At 68.4% G+C, this 24584-nt stretch carries 18 protein-coding genes, 1 pseudogene and 2 CRISPR repeat arrays; of the genes and pseudogenes, 14 read left to right on the forward strand and 5 right to left on the reverse strand.

Annotated elements, in window-relative coordinates:
- The 13 genes from H5J30_RS00405 to H5J30_RS00465 form a co-directional block, all read left to right on the forward strand.
- Positions 1-519: DNA-processing protein DprA (locus tag H5J30_RS00405; protein ID WP_181785125.1), on the forward strand; the 519-nt coding region annotated here is incomplete at its 5' end.
- Between the two features lie 170 nt (positions 520-689).
- Entirely contained in the window at positions 690-1343 is a 654-nt protein-coding gene (locus tag H5J30_RS00410) for a DUF2637 domain-containing protein (RefSeq protein ID WP_309505374.1), read from the forward strand.
- Between the two features lie 577 nt (positions 1344-1920).
- On the forward strand, positions 1921-2751 hold the full coding sequence (locus H5J30_RS00415) for an AbiTii domain-containing protein (protein ID WP_181785127.1): 831 nt from the start codon (positions 1921-1923) through the stop codon (positions 2749-2751).
- The gene (locus H5J30_RS00420; protein ID WP_181785128.1) at positions 2748-3536 is read left to right on the forward strand and encodes an AbiTii domain-containing protein; all 789 of its coding nucleotides are present in this window, start codon (positions 2748-2750) and stop codon (positions 3534-3536) included. Before H5J30_RS00415 ends, H5J30_RS00420 begins: the two co-directional genes overlap by 4 nt.
- A gap of 309 nt (positions 3537-3845) precedes the next feature.
- Positions 3846-4119: a CRISPR direct-repeat array (repeat unit 29 nt; unit sequence CGGAACAGCCCCGCGCCTGCGGGGAGCAC).
- 91 nt (positions 4120-4210) lie between these two features.
- A CRISPR array of direct repeats spans positions 4211-6192; the repeat unit is 29 nt; unit sequence CGGAACAGCCCCGCGCCTGCGGGGAGCAC.
- 180 nt (positions 6193-6372) lie between these two features.
- Positions 6373-9240: a CRISPR-associated helicase Cas3' gene (gene cas3 / locus H5J30_RS00425; protein WP_181785129.1), complete on the forward strand. Its 2868-nt coding sequence runs from the start codon at positions 6373-6375 to the stop codon at positions 9238-9240.
- Between the two features lie 60 nt (positions 9241-9300).
- Positions 9301-10959 carry a type I-E CRISPR-associated protein Cse1/CasA gene (gene casA / locus H5J30_RS00430; RefSeq protein WP_181785146.1) on the forward strand — a complete coding sequence of 553 codons (1659 nt, stop codon included), beginning with the start codon at positions 9301-9303 and terminating at the stop codon, positions 10957-10959.
- Positions 10960-11054: 95 nt separating this feature from the next.
- On the forward strand, positions 11055-11723 hold the full coding sequence (gene casB / locus H5J30_RS00435; protein WP_181785130.1) for a type I-E CRISPR-associated protein Cse2/CasB: 669 nt from the start codon (positions 11055-11057) through the stop codon (positions 11721-11723).
- The gene (gene cas7e, locus H5J30_RS00440; protein ID WP_181785131.1) at positions 11723-12904 is read left to right on the forward strand and encodes a type I-E CRISPR-associated protein Cas7/Cse4/CasC; all 1182 of its coding nucleotides are present in this window, start codon (positions 11723-11725) and stop codon (positions 12902-12904) included. Before casB ends, cas7e begins: the two co-directional genes overlap by 1 nt.
- Positions 12901-13659: a type I-E CRISPR-associated protein Cas5/CasD gene (gene cas5e / locus H5J30_RS00445; protein WP_181785132.1), complete on the forward strand. Its 759-nt coding sequence runs from the start codon at positions 12901-12903 to the stop codon at positions 13657-13659. The genes cas7e and cas5e overlap by 4 nt, the downstream gene beginning before the upstream one ends.
- On the forward strand, positions 13656-14333 hold the full coding sequence (gene cas6e, locus H5J30_RS00450; RefSeq protein WP_181785133.1) for a type I-E CRISPR-associated protein Cas6/Cse3/CasE: 678 nt from the start codon (positions 13656-13658) through the stop codon (positions 14331-14333). The genes cas5e and cas6e overlap by 4 nt, the downstream gene beginning before the upstream one ends.
- Positions 14334-14351: 18 nt before the next feature.
- Positions 14352-15329 (forward strand): type I-E CRISPR-associated endonuclease Cas1e, encoded by a 978-nt coding sequence (gene cas1e, locus H5J30_RS00455; RefSeq protein ID WP_258562968.1) that lies wholly within the window; start codon positions 14352-14354, stop codon positions 15327-15329.
- A gap of 7 nt (positions 15330-15336) precedes the next feature.
- Positions 15337-15660, forward strand: coding sequence for a type I-E CRISPR-associated endoribonuclease Cas2e (gene cas2e, locus H5J30_RS00460; RefSeq protein WP_181785134.1), 324 nt, complete (start codon positions 15337-15339; stop codon positions 15658-15660).
- A gap of 1758 nt (positions 15661-17418) precedes the next feature.
- Complete coding sequence (locus H5J30_RS00465; RefSeq protein WP_181785135.1) at positions 17419-17712, forward strand: hypothetical protein; 294 nt, start codon at positions 17419-17421, stop codon at positions 17710-17712.
- Between the two features lie 95 nt (positions 17713-17807).
- Here the strand turns inward: H5J30_RS00465 and H5J30_RS37770 are convergent.
- Positions 17808-18871, reverse strand: a protein-coding gene (locus H5J30_RS37770; protein ID WP_445194930.1) for an IS630 family transposase whose coding sequence is annotated in 2 segments (ribosomal slippage) — positions 17808-18424 and positions 18424-18871 — 1065 coding nt in all. Because the reading frame shifts where the segments join, the coding sequence is not laid out codon by codon here.
- Between the two features lie 202 nt (positions 18872-19073).
- Between H5J30_RS37770 and H5J30_RS00480 the strand changes: the two genes are divergently transcribed.
- Positions 19074-19976: an aminoglycoside phosphotransferase family protein gene (locus H5J30_RS00480; protein ID WP_181785138.1), complete on the forward strand. Its 903-nt coding sequence runs from the start codon at positions 19074-19076 to the stop codon at positions 19974-19976.
- A gap of 96 nt (positions 19977-20072) precedes the next feature.
- On the opposite strand, the gene H5J30_RS37305 is transcribed toward H5J30_RS00480, so the two are convergent.
- The 4 genes and pseudogenes from H5J30_RS37305 to H5J30_RS00490 all read right to left on the reverse strand — a co-directional run bounded on the left by H5J30_RS37305 (position 20073) and on the right by H5J30_RS00490 (position 24500).
- Positions 20073-20198: a hypothetical protein gene (locus tag H5J30_RS37305; RefSeq protein WP_309505375.1), complete on the reverse strand. Its 126-nt coding sequence runs from the start codon at positions 20196-20198 to the stop codon at positions 20073-20075.
- Positions 20198-20968 carry an ISAs1 family transposase gene (locus H5J30_RS00485; RefSeq protein WP_309505376.1) on the reverse strand — a complete coding sequence of 257 codons (771 nt, stop codon included), beginning with the start codon at positions 20966-20968 and terminating at the stop codon, positions 20198-20200. The genes H5J30_RS37305 and H5J30_RS00485 overlap by 1 nt, the downstream gene beginning before the upstream one ends.
- 71 nt (positions 20969-21039) lie before the next feature.
- A pseudogene (locus H5J30_RS37310) lies at positions 21040-21255 on the reverse strand (transposase family protein); the annotation flags it as partial.
- A gap of 173 nt (positions 21256-21428) precedes the next feature.
- A complete protein-coding gene (locus H5J30_RS00490) occupies positions 21429-24500 on the reverse strand; it encodes an AfsR/SARP family transcriptional regulator (RefSeq protein WP_181785139.1) in 3072 nt (1023 codons plus the stop codon).
- Between the last annotated feature and the right edge of the window lie 84 nt (positions 24501-24584).

Genomic DNA, 24584 nt, shown 5'->3' on the forward strand with positions numbered 1-24584 from the left:
CTCTGGGTCCGCGGCCGCGTCGACCTGCGGCTGTGGGCGCTGCGGTCCGTCGCCGTAGTCGGCGCCCGCGCCTGCACCGAATACGGCGCGCACGTCGCGGGGACCCTCGCCGCCGGCCTCGCCCACGCCGGATGGGCCGTCGTCTCCGGCGCCGCCTACGGCATCGACGCCGCCGCACACCGCGGCGCGCTCGCCGCCACCGGAGCCACCGTCGGCGTGCTGGCCTGCGGCGTCGACCGGGTCTACCCGCCCGGCCACACCGAGCTCCTCGGCCGCGTCGCCGAGCAGGGCCTGATCGTCGCCGAACTCGCCCCCGGCGACCACCCCACCAGGTCGCGGTTCCTCCTGCGCAACCGCGTCATGGCCGCACTCACCCGCGGCACCGTCGTCGTCGAAGCCGAGCGCCGCAGCGGCTCCCTCGTCACCGCCCGCTGGGCACAGCGCCTCGGCCGCCCGACCATGGCCGTCCCCGCGCCGGTTTCTCCGGGTTCCATTAGATTCCGGATGGAGTTGGTCTGACTGTGCAGCGTGACAAGAAGTTGGCTGAGCGGACGCGCAGCCGTGGAGGTGGCGAACCTGATACCCCTGTGGAGGGTTTTGGTCTGCCTAGTGGGGGGACCTCTGCTCCTCAGGGTCCTCGTCGAGGCGGGGTGGGGCTGGAGGGTTGGGCTCGTCGGGCTTGTGCGCTGGTGGTGGCTGGGGTGGCGGCGTACGCCTCGTACGTACATCAGCATGAGTTCGCGCTGCAGGGCGGAGCCGATGCGACCGGTGCTGCGCTGTGGCCGCTGTCCGTGGACGGTCTGCTGTTGCTGGCCACGGCAGGTCTATTGAATCCGTCTGACAGTGGGAGTGGTCGTCGTGGGCGGGTGGTAGCTTCGCTGGCTTTCGGGCTGGGCATTGCGGTCTCCCTGGCCGCCAATGTCGCCGCGGCGCCGTCCCTGGCGTGGCGGCCGGTGCTCGTGGCTGGCTGGCCACCGGTCGCGCTGTTGCTGGCGGTCGAACTGCTCGTCCACCGCCCAGCAAGGCCGGTTGCTGTGCATAGGCCTGGCGATGGTGCGTGGTCGAAGACGCGCCATGGCCGCCAGCCCGGGCCGGATGACGCACCATCCGTACGGAGGGCGGCACGTCCTGTACGGGGGGAGGATCGACCAAGCGGTAGCGAGGAGACCTCACTGTTGCAGCGCGCTCGTGAGGCCGATGCACGGCATCGGGAGCGTTATCAGCGTCCGATCTCGGCCGAGACGCTGCGTGTGCAGCTAGGGATCGGTGCAACGCGATCCCGGGAGCTAGTCTCCCTCGTACGAGCCGACCAGAATGGCCGCCGGGGTGCGGATCCTTCATAGGCTCTTCGTCGCCTTCATGGCCGGACCCCGTCGGTCGCACGGAGCACAGGCGGCTACCTCACCCACAGCAGTCCTTCATGCTCTGCTGCTCCGGATTCCGTTCGTTATGTAGCCGTTGTTACTGGTCTCGCTCGTGACCTAGATGCGCCTTCTCATGACGTGCCAGGGAATCACGATCGGCGAGGTCGTTGCCCTCTTCGGGATGCCGAAGACCTCGGAGCCAGGAGGGTGCTCCGCGGATGTTCTGAGGATCTGGGCTGCCCACTCAGGGGTGGGCCACTGTGTGTCGCTGTCCCAGCGGATCCACGCGAGGTTGATGCCAACAAGATCCACGGTGGCGAGGTCGGCGCGTGCTGTACGCCGCACGTCGCGGGTAGGCCGGCCCGGAAGAGTGCGGCGCGTTCCGCGAGGCGTGGAAGAGCGTCTGACGACGGCACGAGTATGAACCCGGCGCCAGCCGAGCCCGGCCCTCCTGCTGTCTTGGACGTCCCCGGCTGGCCACCGTCGACCGCGAACTATGGGCACAACTATCGGATAAATATGGGGGTTGTCGGTGGCGCACGGCAGAATGGACGCCGTGACAACGCCCGACGTTCGAGGGCTGGAGCAGCTTGAGCGCGCAGTCCTGGACGATTCCACTTCGCTGGCTTCCGCTCTGCGGCGCTTCATCATGCTGGCTGGCTATGCCCACCACGACGAACTCCGCTCGTGGGCCCTCAAAGAGCTTGAGGGGTACGCGTCGACCGATGAGCTGCCCCCGTACCGACAGGTGCCGGCCGCTCTCGAAGTTGCGTGGGATCTGAACCTCCCCGGCCGGATCATCACGGGCCAGACCCGCCGGATCAGCCCTAGCGATCTGCCCCAGCCCGCGCGTGATCGCGGCATCGGGGAGAGCGCACCGATCCGGCAGGGAGTTCGAGAGCTGGCAGCGATAGTCGCTTCCAGCGAGAAGGGCGTGCGGTTGAGCCCTCCAGGCGCAGCTGAGTACGCCACGTTGATGACTCGGCATCAGCACCAGCAAGGTCAATGGGCTATTGACTGCACATCCCTGCACTGGGACCTCTCCGTCCCAAGCATCGAGGGCGTCCTCGATCACATCAGAACCCGTCTGACCCAGTTCGTCGCGGAAGTGAGAACCTCTATGCCATCCGGCCAGCAAGACCCGAACTCCGACCAGATCGAATCGGCCGCGCAGCAGGCCCTCAACATCACCACGGGCGACGGCTCCACGGTGAGCATCACCGCAGCGAACGCCAAAGCCGACCACGGCGGCACTGCGAGCGCTAGCACCAACGAACCCACGCCCCCGGCGCCTCAGCCCTGGTGGCATCGCACCTCGGTCATCTGGGGCGCGATCGCAGCGCTGGGAACAATCGCCGGTGTCATCACCACCGTGGCTATCAGATGAGACGTCGCCGAAGCCGCCTTGACCGGCTGGAGCGAGATGTCCTCAACGAGAGCCGCTCGCTCGCCCCGGTTCTCCGCCAGGTGATCGCCCTGGGCGGGCATGCTCACTCCGAGCCGCTGCGAACCTGGGCGTTGAGAGAGCTCCAGGGATACGAGGGCACAGACACGCCGATCCCCGACTACCGCAGGCTCTCGGCACCCCTGCTGATGGACGGCACCGCCGGGATGTACCAGTTCCGCGGACTGCAGGTCAGCATGTTCGATCTACCGGACTTCGCCCGCGACGACCTTGGCGCCGAACTCCGACTCGGCCAGGGCGTAGGACAGATCGAATCCCTACTCGCCCGGCACCCTGATGAGGCCGTGAAGCTCGGTCCGCCCCTGGCCGCCGAGCTGGCCGTGTTCATGAGCCAGAGCTCCACTAGGCAGGTGCACAGGCTGTACTGGGCCGTCCACCCATCAGCACTGGAAGGGGTCCTCGATCAGGTCCGTACCCGGCTGGTCCAACTGGTCGGGGAACTACGGGCCGCGATGCTGAAGGGCCAGCAGGACCCGACACCGGAGCAGGTAGCCCAAGCCCTCCAGAGCATCAGCATCGTCGCCGGCGACAACTCCTCCGTGACCGTCACCGCCCCCGTCGCGGTTACCCACGGACGCGGCTCAGCGCAAGCTAGCATCGCCGAAACGACGCGGCGTCCGGTGCTCCGGCGATTGCCGATCGTGTGGACCAGCGTGGCCGCCGTCATGGCGGCCATCGCACTAACTGCCTGGATTACCTGGATCTGACCCTCGTGGGATAGGCCTCCGACTCCGGGAGAGCTTGCCGTGCCGCTGAGCCGATGCTGCGCAGCACGTTGGCCATCCGCGCCTGCGGGGAGCACCGTGGCGGGTCCTGCCGGGCGGCGGCGATCAGCGGAACAGCCCCGCGCCTGCGGAGAGCACCGTGCACTGGTCGGCCTTGATGTGGCCACTGCCGGAACAGCCCCGCAGCCGCGGGGAGCACCTGGTCGCCGCCCCGGCGAGCGCCCCAATGCCCGGAACAGCCCCGCGCCTGCGGGGGCACTGGGGAGGACCGTTGACGCTCTACGTGTTCGGCGGATCAGCCCCGCGCCTGCGGGGAGCACTTGCGGGCAGCGTCCGCGGTGATGCCGAACGGCGGAACAGCCCCGCGCCCGCGGGGAGCACCGTGTCGTAGTGGTCGAGCACGGCCTGTTCGCCGGAACAGCCCCGCGCCTGCGGGGAGCACCGCTACCGCCGTGCGCTCTGCAACCGGGGCGTCGGATCAACCCCGCGCCCGCGGGGAGCACACCATCCCGATGCCGATGATCCCCATCGCGACCGGAACAGCCCCGCCCCTGCGGGGAGCACCCGACGACCAGCACCCACAGCGCCAGCCGGATCGGATCAGCCCGCGCCTGCGGGGAGCACCCACGGGCCGCGAACGGCTACGCAAGCTACAGTGGATCAGCCCCGCACCTGCAGGGAGCACGATCGACGTGCCGATTGTGGCTGAGCGTTCGACGGATCAGCCCCGCACCTGCGGGGAGCACGATCCGCTGGAGCAAAGAGGACGACCCGATGGGCGGATCAGCCCCGCGCCTGCGGGGAGCACGTCCGCGGCCTCCTACCGCGCGGCACGAACGGGGGAACAGCCCCGCGCCTGCGGGGAGCACCGGCTGATGGGCATTGAGGTGGGGGCGGAGTTCGGAACAGCCCCGCGCCTGCGGGGAGCACTCGTCCCACTCCTCGCGGCGGACGGTCGGCGGCGGAACAGCCCCGCGCCTGCGGGGAGCACCTATCAAGGGGGTTGGCCATGCTCTCCGTCCGCGGAACAGCCCCGCGCCTGCGGGGAGCACTCGGAGGGGAGATCCTTCTCCAGCTCCTTGACCGGAACAGCCCCGCGCCTGCGGGGAGCACCAATTCGCGCTCGACGGAGGCACGAACGACCTCGGAACAGCCCCGCGCCTGCGGGGAGCACTCTCCGTCGCCCAGCTGCTCCAGGATCTTGTCCGGAACAGCCCCGCGCCTGCGGGGAGCACCCGTTCTTGGCGGCGCGCAGGTCCTGCTCCGCCGGAACAGCCCCGCGCCTGCGGGGAGCACCGCGGCGCGGCCTTGCGGGCAGACGCCTGCCGCGGAACAGCCCCGCGCCTGCGGGGAGCACTCGAACACGATCGAACTTCCCACAGGGGTCTCCGGAACAGCCCCGCGCCTGCGGGGAGCACGCGCTGCACCTGCGCAGCGAGCGCGTCGCGGGCGGAACAGCCCCGCGCCTGCGGGGAGCACACGACGATCGTGCCGATGGCCTCGAACACGGGCGGAACAGCCCCGCGCCTGCGGGGAGCACGGTCCTGCGGCTCGATGGCCGGCTGCGGTGCGCGGAACAGCCCCGCGCCTGCGGGGAGCACTGGCAGGCGACGAGTGCCACCGTCATGGAGGGCGGAACAGCCCCGCGCCTGCGGGGAGCACCCCCCGAGATGCGACGGCAGCAGGTGAGCCGACGGAACAGCCCCGCGCCTGCGGGGAGCACGCATGTTCCTCCTCATCTGCCCTTCGCGAGGGCGGAACAGCCCCGCGCCTGCGGGGAGCACCGTCCCGTCCTCGAACTGCATGCGCGGGTCCGCGGAACAGCCCCGCGCCTGCGGGGAGCACGGCCGAGACCGCGCCCTCAGCCTGGATCTCAGCGGAACAGCCCCGCGCCTGCGGGGAGCACCTGATCCCGGCCGTGATCCGCAAGCTCCCCGGCGGAACAGCCCCGCGCCTGCGGGGAGCACAGATACCCCGGAGTGGTCGAGAAGCAACAAGCCGGAACAGCCCCGCGCCTGCGGGGAGCACCGCACCGCCATCCCCGGAGGACAGCACACCGCCGGAACAGCCCCGCGCCTGCGGGGAGCACGCGCAGGTGAAGATCACCCATCCTCTGAGCGTCGGAACAGCCCCGCGCCTGCGGGGAGCACGGGCTCCACTTCGACCAGCGCGTGCCCTACGACGGAACAGCCCCGCGCCTGCGGGGAGCACAACATGTCCGCCACCGTGATCTCCCCCATCAACGGAACAGCCCCGCGCCTGCGGGGAGCACCCGGTGCCCGCCCCCGCCACTATCACCGCGCGCGGAACAGCCCCGCGCCTGCGGGGAGCACCCTCCAGCCGGCGGAAGTGCAGCTCGTGCGCGGGGAACAGCCCCGCGCCTGCGGGGAGCACGCAGATCCGGGCCCTGGTAGCCCTGCTCGTCCTGGAACAGCCCCGCGCCTGCGGGGAGCACGAGGCGTGCGTGCACCCGTCGGGAGGGAGGGACGGAACAGCCCCGCGCCTGCGGGGAGCACGCGATGGATCCCGGGCTGCTGTCGACGGGCCTCGGAACAGCCCCGCGCCTGCGGGGAGCACACCATAGGATGTCAATGTGAGGGGTGCCATACCGGAACAGCCCCGCGCCTGCGGGGAGCACCCTTCCTGACCTGGGGCTCAATCAGCGCTTTGCACTTCCTTTACCAACTTGATCGTGGCCATGGCCCGATGGTACGCATCTCGGTCAAGATCTGTGCTTCCGGCCTCGTTGTCAGTGGCTCGTGGTCCGATATGAGGAACGGGAAGTCGGCATGTCGGATCCGCGGGAGAAGCGCTTGTGATGTCGCGTGGCACGATCTTGGAGCTGGAGGAGCGGCTCTGGGGGAAGTTCAAGGGGCTCGATGAGCCCTACCCCCTGATCTGGCACATGCTGGACACCGCCGCCGCGGTGGAGGTTCTGTGGAGCACGTTCCTGTCGCCTGGGCAGCGTGGCGCGATCACTCGGGGACTGGGGCTGGGATCCGACGAGGATGGGGCGGGGAGCGTGGTTGCCTTCTGGGCGGCGCTCCATGACATCGGGAAGATCTCGGTGCAGTTTCAGAGCCAGGCGGAACGCGCATGGCAGCAGCTCCCGGCCTCGTTGCGGGGAGATCGTGGGGAGTCGAACGGGCACCGGGCCGGGCATGCCGGGGCTGGGATGGAGTCGGTTGTTGACGCGCTGGCTGGGCTGGGCGACATCCGCCCCAACGGTGTCACGGCGTCTTTGCCGGTGGGGCGTCTCGCGCAGATCGTGGGTGGGCATCATGGCCGGTACGCGAGCCTGGAGTCGGGGCGCCTGGGTAATCGGCATTTTCTGGAGGTATTCGGCGGGTCGGCGTGGTCGCAGGAGCGGAGGCGTCACGCGGGGAAGGCACATGCGCTCCTCGGTGCTCCCGCGATGCCGCCGGAGTGCTCCGTGCCTTGCGCGGTGCTGATCACGGGCCTGGTGATCCTTGCCGACTGGCTCGTCAGCCAGGAGCATTACCTGCGCCGGCGGCAGGGTGTCCAGCGCACCGGTGGCGACCTGACCCTGGGGGAGCACCTGGCTTACGCGCGGCGCCATGTCCCGCACCTCGTGGAGGAGGCTGGGCTTCTTCCCGCGCTGCGCGCCGAGTTGAGCTTCGCCCAGGCGCTGGATCTGCCGGGTCCGAATCCGCTTCAGCAGTCTGTGATCGAAGAACTGCCGCGAGCGGCATTCTCCGGTCCGGGGATTCTTGTGGTCACGGCGGCCACGGGGGACGGGAAGACGGAGACGGGTTGGGAGGCGGAACGTGTCCTGTCGGCCGTCGGCGGGGCGCATGGGTTCGTGCATCTGCTGCCGACGACGGCAACGAGTGATCACCTCTACACGCGCACGGCTCCCTACGTGCGCCGGCAGACTCCGGGCAGCCGGGCGTCGGTCACGCTGACGCACAGCATGGCGTGGCTGAACGCCGCGTACACGGGGGACGACGAGGCGGCGGCGCCGCGGGAGTGTCCGGTCCTGACGCAGGGCGGGGGCTCGCAGGCGCCGAAGCGGTGGCTGCACGGTGCGAAGCGGGCGCTGCTGGCGCAGTTCGCAGTCGGCACGGTCGACCAGGCGCTGATGGCGGTCCTGCCGGTGCGGCATAACGCGTTACGGATGCTGGCCCTGTCCGGCAAGACGGTCATTGTCGACGAGGCGCACGCCTACGACCCGTATATGCAGGTGCTGCTCGGTCGGCTGGTGAACTGGCTTGCGGCGTACGGCTGCTCGGTGATCCTGCTGTCGGCGACGCTGCCGCGCTCCGTCGGTGACCGTCTGGTCAAGGAGTACCTCAACGGAGCCGGGCGCAGCCTGCGCGAGATGAAGAAGAACAAGGCCGCCTTCCCCGTTCCCTATCCGGGCTGGCTCTTCGCCCCGGCCGACGGCGGCGCCGTCACGGTTATCTCCGAGGCGCAGCACCGTGCGCAGGCCGCCGAGCGCAACTGCGAACTCCAGGTGGAACAGCGCAGGGTGCGGCATTCCGCGCCCGTCATCCCCAGGGAAGGCGAACAGCCGCCGGAGCCGAGTCTGCGCGTTCGCGTCCTTCAGGAGGTGCTGGACCCCGTGCTGTCCGAGGCGGGCGGGGTGGCGCTGGTGGTGTGCACGACGGTCGACGACGCACAGGCCACCTACGGCCGTCTGCGGCGCCGGATGATCGAGCGGGGTCTCGATCCGGCTGAGATCACGCTGCTGCATGCGCGTCTGCCCGCCGAGATACGCGAGGAACGCTCCGGCTTGCTCACCGCCCGTCTCGGGCGCGCCGGGGAACGGCCGCACCGGCAGATCGTGGTAGCGACACAGGTGATCGAGCAGTCCCTTGATCTTGATGCGGACCTCGTCGTCAGCGACCTGGCGCCCATTGCGCAGTTGCTCCAGCGGGCGGGGCGGTGCTGGCGGCACGAGAAGTGGTGGCGGGAGAAGGGCCGGCCCGGCGGTCGTGCCCGGCCGGGCTGGGCTGCAGGTCCGCGGCTGGTGGTGCTGGATCCGCTGCTGGACGGCGGCAAGGTGCCGGCGCACTGGGGCGAGGTCTACCCGGAGGCGCTGCTGGCACAGACGTCGGCGCTGCTGGCGCCGGGGCAGGTGACGTTCCAGGTCCCGCAGGATGTTCCCGGGTTGGTCGAAGACGTCCATGGCGACCGCGATGGCCGCTATGACTGGGATTCTCCGCACCACTCGGGTGCATGGCTGGACCACAAGGGCAAGACGCTGGCGATGGAGCAGGCGGGACGGATGGCCGCGGTACCGCGCCCCTGGTACGTTCGAGCGCTTGAGGAACTGCACCAGTACGACGTCCCCGACGACGAGCGTGTCATCTCCACCCGGCTGGGGGCCGATTCAGTGCGCGTGCTGTGCGTGTACGAACAGCCCTCCGGGGCGCTCACCCTCGATGTCGACGGCCGGCTGCCTCTGCCGGAGGCCGCTGCCGGTGCACGGATGCGGATCGGCGACGTCCGGTCCGTGATGCGTCGCACCATCCCCGTCGCCGCCGACTGGTTCGACGCCGATACCCGCGATCAGGCCACTCCGTGCGGCTGGTCGGACTATGCGGCGCTCAAGGATCTCGTGTTGCTCCGCCTCCCCGTGGCCGCCGGCGCCGTCGGCGACATCACAGTGAAGGGCCGTTTCCTGACCTTGGACAAGGAGTTGGGGCTGGTGCGGCGATGACCGGCTCCAGGGGATGTTCCGGAACTGGGCCGCTGAATTTCGAGGAGGATACCGGTGTCGATGCCGCGCTTTGACCTGCGAGACGAGCCGTGGATCCCGGTGCGGTTCCGTGCCGGACAAGCCGATATGGCTCCGGTCTTGCCGTCTGCTGTCGGTTTGCGGGATCTCTTCCTGCGGGCGCATGAGATCGAGGACATCGAGCTGCCGGTGCCGCCGGCCGCGGCGGGGCTGTTGCGGATGCTGTACGCCATGGCGGCGCACATCGCGCGCGACGGACAGACACCCCTGGCTGATGAGGAGTTGGCGGAGTTCCCGTCGGCGTGGCTGCAGGCACGCAACCGGGTCCTGGCGCGAGGGAGTTTCGACCCGGACAGCGTGCATGCCTACTTCGATGAGCCCTCGCGGGCGGATTGCTTCGATCTCTTCCACCCCGAGCGGCCGTTCCTCCAGGACCCGCGGCTGCGGCAGGAGTGCACGGACGTGAAGGGGGAGCCGAAGCCGTCCGGGGTGAACAAGCTGGCTTTTGGTCGCCCCACCGGTGCCAACGGGGCAGTGCTGTTCGGGCACTTCAGCGACCTGGAACCGGTCCCGATCCCTGCGGTCGAGGCGGTGCACTATCTGATCGGGCAGTTGTACTTCGGTGCGCCGGGGCGCTGCACGACACGTCGCCTGGTGGGCATGGAAGCGGCGGTGAGCAAGGCGGGCCCGTTGCGGGCGGCGGTGTCTTTCCATCCGTGGGGGTTTGAGCTGTTCACCAGTCTGGTCCTGGGTATCCCTTCGTGCCCGGATCCGGAGCTGCTCGGGGAGGATGATGCCGCCGCGTGGGAGGAGGAGTTGCTGCCTCCGGCCGGCCCGCTGCCGAGCATGTCCTGGCCGGGGCGGCTGCTGACCGGACGGGCCCGGCACGCGGTGCTTCTGGTGCCCTCGTCCGACGGTTCGTCGGTGACGGACGCGTACGTGACCTGGTCCAGTGATCAGCCAGCCTCGGGTGAGGAGGACCCGTATCTCGTCTACGACGGGCGGCCGAACCGCGAGGGTGAGTTCGTTGCGAGGCAGGCCGATGTCACCCGCGCCGTGTGGCGTGATCTGGATGCGCTGCTGCGCAGGGGCCGGGGCCGGCCCGATTTCCGGCAGCCCTTGATCTTCGCGGATCTCGTCGAGGTGTCACCGCAGTTGCGCGACCAGGTGCGTGTGCGGGTGTACGGGTTCGACCAGGACAAGGCCCAGCAGAAGGACACCTCCTGGTACGTGGCGACCACCCCGCCGGTCCTCGGGTGGCTGGAGGAGGTGGACGCTCGGCAGGCCGTGCGGATCACCCAGTTCCGGGAGGCGGCCGAGGACCTTGGGCGCGCGCTGTCGTACGCGGCTGTGCTCGCCTGGGCGACAGCCACGCAAATGCCCGACGACAAGGGCAAGTACAAGATCGACAGGCGGCGCCCCGGGCCCTGGCAGGCAACGGCCCTGACACGGTACTGGTCCGAGGCCGAGCGGCTCTTCTGGACCGGCATCGAAACCGGGCAGGACGCGGCCTGCGTGCGCGGTGACTTCACGCGGGCTGCCGAGGAGGCGCTGCGGGCCGCTGCGGGAACGGCCCACGCCGACCTCCACGTCGCTCGCGGCCTGCACCTGGCCCGCCGCAGCATCCGCAAGGCCGGAAGAACCGGAAGGACCGTGCAACTGCCTGGCGATTTCCCTGACCGAGGAAGCGAGACCGATTGATGCCCCCCGATCATGCCAACGCCTCACCCGACATGGCGACTCCTCCTGCCCCGTGGTCGGCTCCCCGCTTCGTACGCCAGGTGTCGATCTTGTGCATGAATGACACCAGGACGCGCGCGGATCTGCGGCGCGGGCTCGGCCGCCCGGTCGAGCAGTCCCACCAGGCCCACCGCCACCTGGTCCGGTTGCTGGACGATGACCCGCACCCCGCACTGCGGCAGGCCGCCTACGCCGTCGCCGCACTGATCGCCGCCAGGCCCGTCCGAAGACAGGACCGTGAGGACAGCGACACCACCGAGACTACGGAAACCGAGACCGCCGACCCCGGCGCCTCCGAAGCAGGTGCCGAGGCGGCCGGCCCGGGCGATGCCGCCACCCCGCCCGAGGTATCCGAGGCAGGGGGGTTGTCCGGGACTGAGGCCGCGCGCCGGTACCGCAGCGACAACCTCGGCGCGCACTTGGCCGCTGGGGTGAACGAGGGCGCTCTCGCTCCCGGTAGTGCCGAGGCGGAACTGCATCTGTATGCCCGGCAGAGTGCGGCCACCATCATCCACCGGCTTCCCTGCCTCATCCGTAACCTGACCAGCCAGGGCGTCGCTATCCACTGGCCCGTTCTCCTGGATGACCTGCGGTACTGGGACAGCCGGCGGGACGTGATCGCCACCCGGTGGTTCGACAGCTACTTCCGCACCCTCGACTTCTCCGAGCCTTCCGAGTCCTCCGAAACTGCCGTCGACAAGCGCGAGACCCCCAAGGAGCCGTGATGCCCCTCTTCCTGGACCTGCACGCCGTGCAGAGTGTGCCCGTAGCCAACCTCAACCGTGACGACCTGGGCTCGCCCAAGTCCGTCCGCTACGGCAACGCCAACCGGATCCGGGTCTCCAGCCAGTCCTGGAAGCGCGTGATCCGCCACGGCGTCGAGGAGGACCTGGGTGAGCGGGCCCGCCGTTCCCGTCTCGTGCCCCGGAAGGTCGCCGAAGCTCTGACCGGCGAGGGCTGGCCCGCCGACCTCGCGGACTTCGCCGGACGTCAGGTCGTCGCCGCCGTCGGGAAGAAGGGACTCGGTCTCGACGACGCCGGGCGGACGAACGTCCTGCTGTACGTGCCCGAAGCCGCGATCGGCGAACTGGCCGCCGTATGCACCGAGCACCGGGCGGAGTTGGAGAAGGCAGCGGCGAGCAAGGCGAAGAAGCCCCCGCTCGTCCTCCCCTCAGAGATGGTGGAGGAGATCCTCAACCGGCGGACCGCTTCCATCAGCCTCTTCGGCCGGATGCTCGCCGAGCTGCCGGACTCCAAGGTCGACGGTGCCGCTCAGGTCGCCCACGCCCTCACCACCCATGCGAGCGAACCGCAGCGGGACTACTTCACCGCCGTCGACGACTGGCTCGGCGACTCCGAGACCGGCAGCGGCCACCTCAGCACCGCCGAGTTCAGCGCCGGGGTCTTCTACCGCTACGCCACGATCAACATCGACGACCTGAACAACAATCTCGCCGGGGACACCAAGGCCGCCCGAGAGGTGGTCGCTGCCTTCGCCGACCACTTTCTCATGTCCCTCCCGCAGGCCAAGAGGACCAGCAGCGCCCCCCACACCCTGCCCGACCTCGCCTATCTCGCGGTCCGCGAACGGCGCCCGGTTTCCTTCGCCGCCGCCTTCGAGACCCCGGTCCGCGCTGACCAGGACGGCGGCTTCTCCGGCCCCTCCCGTACGGCCATGGATGCATACGCCCACGACATCACCCGCCTCATCGGCACCCGCCGGCTGCGCACGCACGGGCACAGCACCGTCAGCGCACGCGCGGGCGCGGGCCAGGACGACCCCGCTCACCTCGGGCAGCGGCACGATTCCTTCGAAAGCCTCATCGACACGGCCGTCAACGCCCTCTTCGACACTACCGACACCGACAGCGGGGACAGTTCCGGCAGTGAGGCGGCCCGCGCGTGAGCGGCCTGCTCCTGCGTCTGGCCGGGCCGCTGCAGTCCTGGGGCGAGCGCTCGGTGTTCACCCACCGCGACACCACGGCCTTCCCCACCCGCTCCGCGCTCACCGGCATGTTCGCCGCCGCCGAGGGACGGGACCGTACCCAGGATCCCGCCTACTACGCGGATCTGCGCTTCACCGTGCGCGTCGACCGCCCCGGCCTTCCGCTGACGGACTACCACACCGTCGGCGGCGGACTCCCGCCCCGCGAGACGCTCATCACCAGCGAGGGCAAGCACAAGGGCGCCGCCGTCGTCTCGCACCGCCAGTACCTCGCCGACGCCGTCTTCACCGTCGCGGTCACCGGCCCCGACGCCAGCGTGATGCGCATCGCCGAAGCCCTGGAACACCCCATCTGGGCGCCGTTCCTCGGGCGCCGCGCCTGCGTCCCGGACGAACCCCTGCTGCTGGCCGCCGGCCTCACCGACCCGGAGCAGGAACTGCTCACCAGCGTCCCCCTCAGCCCCGACGAAGCCCGCCGCGCCACCGGCGACACCGTGCACGTCACCTTCCTGTGGGACCGCACACCCCCGCACCGCCCCGAGACGGCCACCGCCCTCGACGTCGCCGACCAGCCCCTCAGCTTCCATCCGCACAACCGGCGCTACGGCCTGCGGCGCCTCTACCGCACCGAGGAACCGCTGCCCGCCACCCTCACCGCGCCCCGCGGCGAATTGCGTTCCCGCCTCCTGGACTACTGCCTTGGAGCCCTCGCATGACCACACCGGCCACCACCACCGTCCCCACGGCGATGCTCGCCCGGATCCGGCTGAACCCGCACAGCAAGGACGTCCAACGCGACCTGCGCGACGCCCGCGAACTCCACCGCACCATGATGCGGTTGCTGCCCCCGAGCACCGACGCAGACGCCCGCCAGGCCCACGGCCTCCTCTTCCGCCTGGAAACCGAACCGCACGCCACGCACATCCACCTCCAGGCCACCAGCACACTCCACCCCGACCGGCTTCCGCCCCACTACGGCCACGCCCAGACCAAGGACCTCACCCCCATGTTCCGGGCGCTGCGCGACGGCATCGGCGTGCGCTACCGCATCGCCGCCAACCCCACCAAACGCACATCCCTCCCTCCCGCGGAGAAGGGCAAACGCGGCCCCGTCACCCCCCTCACCGGCGCCGAAGCCGACCAGTGGTGGCTACGCCAGGCCACCAAAGCCGGCCTCCACCTCCACACCTTGCTGCCCACCCCGCTGCCGCCGGCCCGCCGCCCCCGGGGCAAGGACAACCGCCCCCAGATGCGGCACAGCCTCATCCGGTTCGACGGCACCGCCACCGTCACAGACACCGAAGCCCTCACCCACGCCGTCCTCACCGGCATCGGCCGCGGCAAACCCTACGGCGCCGGCCTCCTCAGCCTCGCCCCCGCACCCACCTGACGACAGGACCGCGCCGCGATGAACCCCGGCCCCTCCACCCACCAGGCCCGCGCCCGCCTCGCCGCCCCCACCCTCGCGATGCTCCCGCGTGTCGCCGACTCGCTGTCCTTCCTGTATCTGGACATCGTCCGCGTCGTCCAGGACGACACCGGCGTCTGCGCACAGATCCAGACCCCGCGCGGCACCGACACCGTCTACATCCCCACAGCCTCGCTGTCCTGCCTGCTACTGGGCCCCGGAACTTCCGTCACCGCCCGCGCCCTGGCAACCCTCGCCCGGCACGGCACCACCGTGGTCGTCACCGGCTCCGGCGGCGTGCGCACCTACGCCGGAATCCAACCCGAATCCCTCTCCACCCACTGGCTCGAACACCAAGCCCGCGCCTGGGCCAACGAGACCAGCCGCCTGGACGTCGCCGTCCGGATGTACGAACACCGCTTCCACGAGGACGTCCCCGACGGCACCACCCTGGACACCCTGCGCGGGATGGAAGGCCAGCGCATGAAGTCCCTCTACCGCCTCCTCGCCCAACAGCACGGCATCGGACGCTTCCGCCGCAACTACCGCCCCGACCAGTGGGAGGACCAGGACCCCGTCAACCTCGCCCTCTCCGCCGCCAACACCTGCCTCTACGGCATCGCCCACGCCGCGATCCTCGCCATGGGCTGCTCTCCCGCCCTCGGCTTCGTCCACAGCGGAAAACACCACGCCTTCCTCTACGACATCGCCGACCTCTACAAGGCCGAGACCACCATCCCGCTCGCCTTCTCCCTCCACGCCTCCACCAACCCCGAACGCGACGCTCGCCTCCGGCTCCGCGACGGCCTCCGCCTCTTCAAGCTCCTGCCACGGATCGTCACCGACATCCAGGCCCTCCTGAACCCAGCAGCCGACGAAGAACCCGACCAGGAACGACACGCCGTCGACATAGTCCACCTGTGGGACCCCAAGTCCGGCACCCTGCCCGCCGGAACCAACTACGCCCAGGGCCGGTGACACTGCGATGCCCTCCATGATCGTCCTGGCCACCACAGCCGTCCCCGACCACCTCCGCGGCGCCCTCAGCCGCTGGACCATCGAAGTCGTCCCGGGCATCTTCGTCGGCACCGTCTCCGCCCGCGTCCGCGACGAACTCTGGGACGCCACCAGCGCCACCGTCGGCGACGGCGCCGCCGTCCTCATCCACCCCGCCGACAACGAACAAGGCTTCAGACTCCAAACGGCCGGCACCCGCCGCCGCGAACCCACCGACTTCGACGGCCTCACCCTCATCCGCATGCGCGCCGCACAAGCCTCAGAAACGGCAAAGGAAACACAAAGGGAGTGACGAGCCGCAGGCCAGAAAACGTGCTCCGCCGTTCCGGAAGCGGCGGGGCCGCCGGGGAGTTCTGGTGGACCTCGCCGCGCTGCTCTTCGCGGTTGGCGGGGTTGTCGGCTACCCGGGATTGACATCCTACGGCGAGGCCGCCAGCCAGACTCGGCCTCCGCCCATGGAGGTGAGGTGTCGCCGCCCGAGGCGCCGAGTTGGCGCTCCACGACGCCTGGGCCAGTGTGTTCGGAACATCTGAGCAACGTTCCGAACGCGCTCAAACGCCGATCCATCTTGTCAGCTTGGCGGCAAGGTAAGCATTCTCGACATCTGCCATGACATTCGTATACGCACGGCGTCTTCATGTGCACACTGCACGTGAGCTGGCGGACTCGGGTTGGCGGAAGCGTGCAGGACGGCCGCGCGGCAGCTCCCCGCCGTTGGGCTACCCGGCCCGCTCGTACACTCTGGCGACATTCCAGTCCGGCAGCCGACGCCAGAGGTCATCCCGGAATTGAAGATTCAATCGGAACGGCGGTCAAAAGGCCGCAACCCGCGCGGCACGGCACACAGAAACATCAGCAGGCTCATTCTTGCCGCTAAATGATTTGCGGGCCGTAGAATACTTCTACGGCCCGCAGATGTGTCGATTACTTCATTACGTAGGGTATGCACACCGCCTGAGCGGATACACTTGCCAGCAATAGGAATGTGGATGCGGTCGCCAAGATAGCAGAAAATCGTGCAGTATTCCTACCGATTTTTGGCATGCGTGCAGTTCCTAACGTCGTACGGGTTGCCCAAAGATTCCGACAAGCATGAGGCGGCGCCACAGCGGACGGGTGACGCCCTGGGCGGCCCGACCATCTAAGCGCATCATCTTGACCAGGGCAAGTCAGGTTGGATCAAGGAGCGATGGCCAACGTTGTGTCGCGCATATGTGCGACACTCTCGTGTGTACGGAACTCGCGTGCGGATCTCGCGGTCGAGCGCGCACGCAGACCAATAATTGAGTTCCCGACCCGTTTTCCCCTTCTTCGGGATGTCTCACGATAGCCTGCGCTTCCCGACTGAGTTGCGCTGCCCATTCGAGGAGACCGCGGTGGTGTTGTATATCGGCGAATGCGAGAAGGCTCGCCGATTGTTCCGCGGGGTCTTGGAGGTGGCGGGTGAGGTTCAGGCTCGCCTCAAGGTGTTCGGCAGCTTCCGACAATTGCCCCACGTCACGCTCGGCGCGCCCAAAGTCACGGAGAGTCTGAGCCTCCTCTGTGACGGATTGGATGCGGCGGGCGGTCTTCTCCCAGGGCTTGCGCTGGTCGGTGGCGAGAGGGACAGATCCAGGCGCTGGACCGCACCCAGCCGACTCAGGTATGTCGGTACTGCTCTACTGGCCACTCCGCCCCTGTGAGACCGGATGGGGTGGGTGCTGATGGTTGCGTCCCGGGCGGCGTCAAGATGGTGCCGGGGGCACGCCCCCCGAGACGAACGACTCAGTACAATCACGGCGTGGAAGCAGAGTCCATAGCTCAATTTGCTAGTGCGGCCGTCACCTTCGTAGGTGTACCCGCAATCTACCTACAGGCGCGAGCAGCCCATCTTGCTGCCAGGACTTCGGCGAGAGCTGAGCACGTGCGCGTACGCCAAGAACACCAACGGAACGCGTGGCGTGACGTCTTCAGCAGCGGCCGAGACCTGAAGTCAGTAGCAGCGAGCTGCTTACTTCGCATGGAGAGATGGCCCCCTGAAGACGCCCCTGAGCGTCACCACGATTCTGCGGTGGAGGACCTGGTACGCAAGGCCACTGCAATGCAGGAAGCTTGTGTGTCCTTCGGGCTTGCAATTGACGAGGTCAGACTCGAAGGCCCCGACGAGCTCAACGCGGCGATTGAGGAGCTGGATGCGATTAATGGGCGACTTAGGTATGCGTTGGAAAATTCAATGCGTCCGATTTCTGAAGGAAGACAGCGTGAGATCGAAATAATGGAGGAGGCAATTTCCAACCTGGGGACAGCCATCGGTCACTGCCTGCCGACTTTGCGTTCATACCTGAACCGGGACCCAACGAGATGATGCACTTATGGGCCTTTCGTATGAGGCCAGCTTGCCGCCTACGTCCTGATCATGTTCCGTCTCGGTTGCTACTGAACTTGAATCTGTGATGTCGGTTAGCCGTTGATGGTCAGGCCGGTGCCGGCGAGGCAGCCGTCGACTACGTCGGGGCGGTACTGAATCTGCTTCAGCTTGCGCCTGACTGCGCGGGTTACTTGGGAGAGGTCGGCAGCCGCGAGGTTGCCTATCTCGCGCTTGACCAACGACCAGATGCCTTCCTGGGGGTTGAGGTCGGGTGTGTAGGTGGGCAGGTGGAAGACGGTGAGCCAGTCGGCATTTGCCTCGATGAAGTCCCGCATGCCACGGGTGAGGTGGAGGCGGACGTTGTCCCAGACCAGGACGATCGGGCCGCCGAGCTGGATCCTGGCCCTCACGAGCAGGCGGCAGACGTCTTTCCAGCCGAAGCCCTTGGGTTCGTCCTTGCGGCCCCGGTACTCGCGCAACCCGTAGATCAGCCGCGACCTGGATCCGGGCCTAAAACAGCACATGCCCATCATGGACAGACGGCCGCTGCCCCGGCTGCGGACCCTGACCACCGGCGTGCGGCCGACCCTGCCCCAGGTCCTGACCCTCGGCGGTGTCATCGACTGACCCGCCTCGTCCTCGAAGGCGATCCACGCGCCCCGGGCCGCGGCCTCTCTTTTACCCGGGGCCAGACCTCCTTCTTCCACAGCTCGACCGCCTCATCGTCCCGCTCGATCGCCCGCCGAGCGGGCTGCTGCCAGGACCAGCCATGCCTCTTCAGCAGCAGCCACGTGCCCTCGACCGTGTACGAGACGTGGAACAGCCGCCCGATCACCGTCTTGATCCTCGCCAGTGTCCACCGCTGATCCGGCCAGCCATGGGCCAGCGGTCCACGCTCAAGCTCCCGCTCCAGACGTTCCATCTGGCCCGGCCCCAGCCGTGGGCGGCCCGGCGACCCCTTCGACAGGACCCCGGCCTCACCCCTCTCCCGCCACGACTTCCGCCAGCGCTCCACCGACCGCTCCGACACGCGTAACGCGGCAGCGATGCCCTTGTTCTTCTCTCCGCGTTCGAAGCGCTCCACGGCCTGCAGCCGTACCCGCTCCCGCGCGGCCCTCCCAGCGTCGGACAGTCCGCCGCCCTGCGCGTATCTCACCCGCACAGACCTACCGGATCCACCCCTCAACTGCCAGGCCGACGAACCGACATCACCCAATCAAGTTCAGTAGTGATCAGCAGCCCGTATGAGTGGTGGGCTGACCTGCAGGGCTTCGTCGTTCTCGCGTGATGTCCGGTTCGTGATCATGCTGTGAGCTAAATCACGTGTCATGACTGGTGTTTGATGTGAGACTGCGGGAGTGATCGAAGTACCGGACGCCGTGCGGAACAAGGTTCGCGCTGCCGGTGTCGAAGACTGGCTTGAGCGCCTGCCCGCGCTTGTCACGAGCCTTGAGGCTGACTGGTCGATCATCGTGGGGCGCCCGTACACGGGCGGGTCCGAGGCATTCGTGGCCGAAGCGACCCGGGCGGACGGAGCCTCAGCGATTCTCAAGGTGCTGGTGCCAGGCGTGGGGAACGGCTCCTCCAACGAGGCGATGGTGCTCCGCATTGTTGGAGGAGAAGGATGCCCGGCGCTTTACCGATATGACGCCGACCGGGGTGCCCTGCTCATGGAACGACTGGGGCGGCCGATGTTCGAGCTCGGCCTACCGCTCTCGCGTCGTCTTGAGATTCTCTGTGATACCGCAGCGCGCATCTGGCGTCCGGCGCTGGACTGTGGGCTGCCCACCGGTGCCGAGAAGGCCCGGTGGCTCGCCGACTTCATTGCGAGGTTGTGGGAGGAACTCGATCACCCCTGTTCCGAGAAGGCGGTCGAGCAGGCCCTCGTCTCGGCCCGACGGCGGGAGCGAGCGCACCGCGACGAGAGAGCCGTATTGGTCCACGGCGATGTGCACCAACTGAACGCGCTTCAGAGCGATGGCGGCTTTAAGCTGGTCGATCCGGACGGTCTCCTTGCGGAGGCCGAGTACGACCTGGGTGTCCTGATGCGTGGAGACCCGGTCGAGCTGCTCGCTGGTGACCCCTTCGAGCGGGCCCGTTGGCTGGCCGCCCGGACGGGTCTTGATCCCGTGGCCACCTGGGAATGGGGCGTGATCGAGCGGGTGTCGACGGGACTGCTCTGCACGCAGATTCATCTTCAGCCTCTCGGCAGGGACACGCTCCGGGCAGCGGAGGCCGTCGCTGGTTTGTCGATGTCGTAGGTGCTCGGCGAGGAGTGTCCCTGACCGCCGGATGGAGGCACTGTGTCCGGCCGCCCGGTATCCGGCAATAGCGGGCGGTACGAGGCAGGTCTGTGTTTAGGTGAGGCCGAATGTGGTCACGGCGCGTGTGGCGTCTCGGCTGTTGTGGCGTAGGGCGGCGGCGATGTTGGTGACGCCGTTGAGCTTCAGGGCGCCGATGGCGAGGTTGCGCCAGGTCGCCATCACGCGACGTGCGTTGCCGGTGCGGAGTTGGGAGGCGTCCTCGGCGAAGTCGTGTCTCGCATGTGGTGGAGAGCTTCGATCTTCCAGTGGCCGCGGATCAGGGCCGCGAGCTGGGCAGGAGCGGCCTGGTGGGCGGCGAGGTTGGTGACCGCGTAGACGGTTTTCACCGTGGTCTTCCCGGTCTTGGGGTGGGTGCGGCGGCGTTTGAGCTGCAGGGCCTGGGCGGCGTGTGGAAAGAGCAGGCCGTTCACCGTGACGACCTTGAGCCGGCGGATCTCGCGGCGTCCGTGTCCGGTGTCGCGGGTGCGGTCCTGGAGCGGGATCTCGGCCCAGGGCAGCGCGCCCAATTGCGCGTGGAGCTTCTTCTGGTTGCCCTTCACGATCACGATGTAGTGGGCTCTGTGGCGGCTGACCAGGTATTCGGCGTGCTCGCGTTGGGTGTGCAGGGCGTCGGAGGTGACGACCGTCCCGGTCAGATCGATGTCGTCCAACAGCGGTTGGAACAGGGCCACTTCGCTTTGCTTCTCACCGACATCAAGCTGGGCCAGAACCACTGAGGCGGCATGTTCGACGGCGGCCAGCAGGTGGATCCGGCGGTCGTGCGGCTTGGCTGCACCACGCAGGCTCTTGCCGTCCACCGCCGCGGCCTGCAGCCCGGTGCCCGCAGCGGGACAGTGGTCGGCGAGCCAGGCACCCACCGCGCGGTCGAGGGCGTCGGCGTCGATGCGCGCCAGCAGGCGGCGGATCGACGCTTCCGAGGGGACGGGCATTCGCCGGTGAACGGATCACGCACACCGCCCAGCGCGGTCCGCACGGGGGCGGGGGTGTCGGCCGCCCACTCCGCGATGGCCAGCAGTGATCGCGCACCGGCCAGCACGGCCGCCGCACTCAGGGCGAGCACGTACACGGCGGCATGCCGCAGTCCGCGCGCCGCGCGCGGGTCGGGTACCTGAGCCAGCCGCTGAAGGAGTCCGGCCCGCTCATCGGGCGTGACCGGCGGCTGGTCACGTAACTGGCCAAGGGCAGTGCCTACTTGAGAGGATGCGTCTGCAGGCATGGACTTCCGTAGCGATCACGGGACGTAGACACTCACATGATCACGGATGGTCTTGCCTGCACTCGTTCAGCCCCCCACCACCCCAACCATCGGCAAGCCGGACATCACGCGAGAACGACGGAGCCCTGGGCTGACCTGCGGGTTCTGTAGATCATCACGCAGTAGCACCCGCGCTAGGCGTTCATGTCATCGCCCTGCGTACTGGAGAGGGGGAGGGTTCCGTTTCGCTGGAGGAGACTTAGCGCCTGCAGCATCTCGGTCTCTTCTGCCCCAGAGTTGATCTTGCGACTCAGAGCAAGGCCGGCCCTGAGGTGCCCCCGGGCCTGGGCGAGACGTCCGGTGGCCGCTTCCGCCTCACTCAAGGCGCGAAGGGCCTGGCACTCCTCCAGCGCGGCACGGATGGTGCGGGCGATGGTCAGCGCAGCGGTGTGGTGAGGGAGCGCCTGCTCGCTGCGGCCCGCAGCATGGAGTGCTTGGCCGATCCCGATGTGTGCGATGGCCTCACTGCGGCGGTCGCCGGCGCTGCGTAACGCCGGAAGCACCTTGTCGTACAGTCCCAGCGCCTCCTCCGGTCTTCCATGCCTGCACAGTGTGTCGGCGAGGTTCATCTGGAGGATGGCGTACTGCCCGGTGCCGACCGGGGCCTGAGAAAGGCTGATCGCCTGCCGGTAGGAACCGATGGCGCTGTCCAGATTGCCTGCTTCCTTGTGCAGTTCCGCCAGGTTGTGGACGGCGATGAACTGTCCGCGTTGGTCACCGATATCGCGGAAGCGCGCGCGGCCTTCGAGGAAGTATTTCAAGGCATCTTTGTGGCGCTCGAGACGAAGGCAGATCATTCCCAGGAGATTGTAACTCCTGCCTTGTTGGAGGCGATCCGTTCCGGCCAGCCGCAGCCGCAGTGCGCGTTGTTGGAGGTTCAGGGCATCGGTGTGCCGGGCGGTATGCCAGCAGGTGATGGACTGCTGGTGAAGGGCTTCGGCTTCCAGTTCTTCGTCACCGGCCGCCTGGGCAAGTTCCAGGGCTTTCCTGGCGCTATCGAGCGCTTCGTCGTAGTGGCCGGCGCCAGCACAGACACCCGCGAGATCGATCAGAGCGCGACCGTGAGCTGCGCTCTCCCTTGTGGTCTGCCAGTAGGCAACGGCCGCTCGGAGAAGGGGAGTTGCGGTGCTGAGGTAGCCCTCGCCGCTCATGAAGCCGGCCAGCGTGTGGGTGAGCAGAGCCGACTGCCGCGGGGAGCCGTGAGCGCGGGCGTATTCGAGTGCGGCCAGCAGGCTGGGCCCTTCGGCGGTGAACCACTGCTGAGGGTTGTGCCGGACCGGCGGCGTTGTGGCGTGGGCGGGCAGGGCGATGCGCAGGCGGTGGGGATAGGCACGCCGGTCGGCCCGGTCAGCGGTGTGCAGATAGTGGTGAATCAGCCGGGCAAGCGCGTGCTGGTTCTCGGATGCTGCATCCTCTTCGGCGAGGGTCGAGGCGTACTCGCGTAGCAGGTCGTGCAGGCGGTATCGGTGGGGAGCGGGTTCGAAGATCAGGCAGCAGGCCAGCAGTTCCTCCAGCACATGCTCGGCCTCTTCCCAAGGGAGGCCGGTCAGTGCGGCTGCGGCTTCGGGACTGAACTCAGAACCTATGTGCAGGCCGAGTCGGCGGAAGACCTTCTGCTGCGTGGGGGTGAGTGCCCGGTAGGAGACCTCAAGCGCGGACGCCATCGCATCGTTGTGGTCACGGATTTCGGGTAGACGCCGACGTGCCCGGTTGAAGCTGTCCATCAGGTCGGAGACCCGCCACGCTGGTCGGGAGAGCAGACGTCTGGCGATGAGAGTCAATGCGAGAGGGAGGTCGCCGCACAGTCGGGCCAAGGTCGCCGCTTCCTCTGTGCCGGGGTTCCGTTCTTCGTTATCGAGTAGGCGTTGAAGAAGAGCGACGGCATCCGTGCGGGGCAGGATATCCAACGCGAGGTGCTGAACGCCGGGGAGACCTGTCAGCCGATGACGGCTTGTGATGAGGATGAAAGGGGAGGAGTCCCCGGGCAGTAGTGGGGTGACCTGCTCTGCGCTGGCGGCATCGTCGAGGACGGCGACGAACCGGCGCCCTCGTACCGTGGTTCGCCACAGAGCGATGAGGCCGTTGAGGTCCTGGGGGAGGGCTGCCGGCGGAATGCCGAGGAGACGCAGCAGTTCACCGAGGGCCTCGGCTGAGCTCATGGGGGCCTGGTGGGGAGCGTGACCGCGCAACTCGAGGAAGAGCCGCCCGTCGGGGAAGTGCTCGCGCAGTTGGTGGGCTGCGTGGACGGCTAGCGCGGTCTTCCCCGAACCGGGCATGCCGGTCACTGCGGCCGCAGTGACACCTGTGCTGCCGGGCTCCTCCACTGTGCTGGCCAGCATCCCAGTCAGCCGCTCCAGTTCAGCCTGGCGGCCCACCCACGGCACATCAGGGGGCAGAGTCTCAGGCACGAGTGCGGGACAGGCGGGGGAGGAGGCTGAGGGCAGCAGCGCAGCGACCGGTGTCCGGGCCAGAATGCCGCGGTGAATGTGCTGGAACTCGGCGCCGGGCTCGGCGCCCGATTCCCGCAGGATGTGTTGCCGCGTGCGCTGCAGTAAGCGGCTGGCTGCCTCAGTCCGTCCGCATCCGTGGAGGGCGAGGGCGAGTTGACTGGCAACAGATTCATCCGCTGGCTCACGCTCCGCAAGAGGCTGTAGGCCGGTGACGGCTTCTGCGTAGTGCCCCAGGCGCACGGCGACATCCGCCTGAAGCCGGGCGGTGGTCAGGTTTCTCTCCTCGACGAAGCTGCGCAGCTGTGCGGCCCAGGTTCCGGGCAGCCCCGCCAGAGGTTCACCGCCCCATAATCGGGAGGCCTCCTGCACCGCAGCGAGAGCTTCCCTGTCGCTGCCGCCATCAGCCAGCCAGCGAGCCTGGTCGAGAAGAGTCAGGTACCTGCGCAGATCGACTGTATCCGGATCGGCCTGCAGCGTGTAGGTGTGCGAGTTGTTGGTGATGGTGGGCCCGTGTGGGCCGGCCAGGGCCGACAGCATTTTGCGAATGTGGTGGAGGTGCACATATAGCGCCTCGCGTGGCTTCGCAGGTGGGTGATCGTCCCAGACCCGGTGGACGAGAGTGTCCACGCTCACCGTCCGGCCGGCATCCCACGCCAAGGCGGCCAAGGTGAGCCGTTCCTTCGGTGCCTTGAGCACGGCGCGTTCTTCTCCGGCCCGTAACTCGACTGCGCCAAGCAGCAGTATGCGGAGTTCCACCAGCGACCCTCCCGCCGGTACGGCACGTCCGTGGGTCGAGGATGACACGAGCCATACACCCTGGCCACGTCCCGCTCACAGGAG

Origin of the sequence: Streptomyces phytophilus (assembly GCF_013870535.1) — a bacterium.
Classification (GTDB): Bacteria; Actinomycetota; Actinomycetes; order Streptomycetales; family Streptomycetaceae; genus Streptomyces; species Streptomyces phytophilus.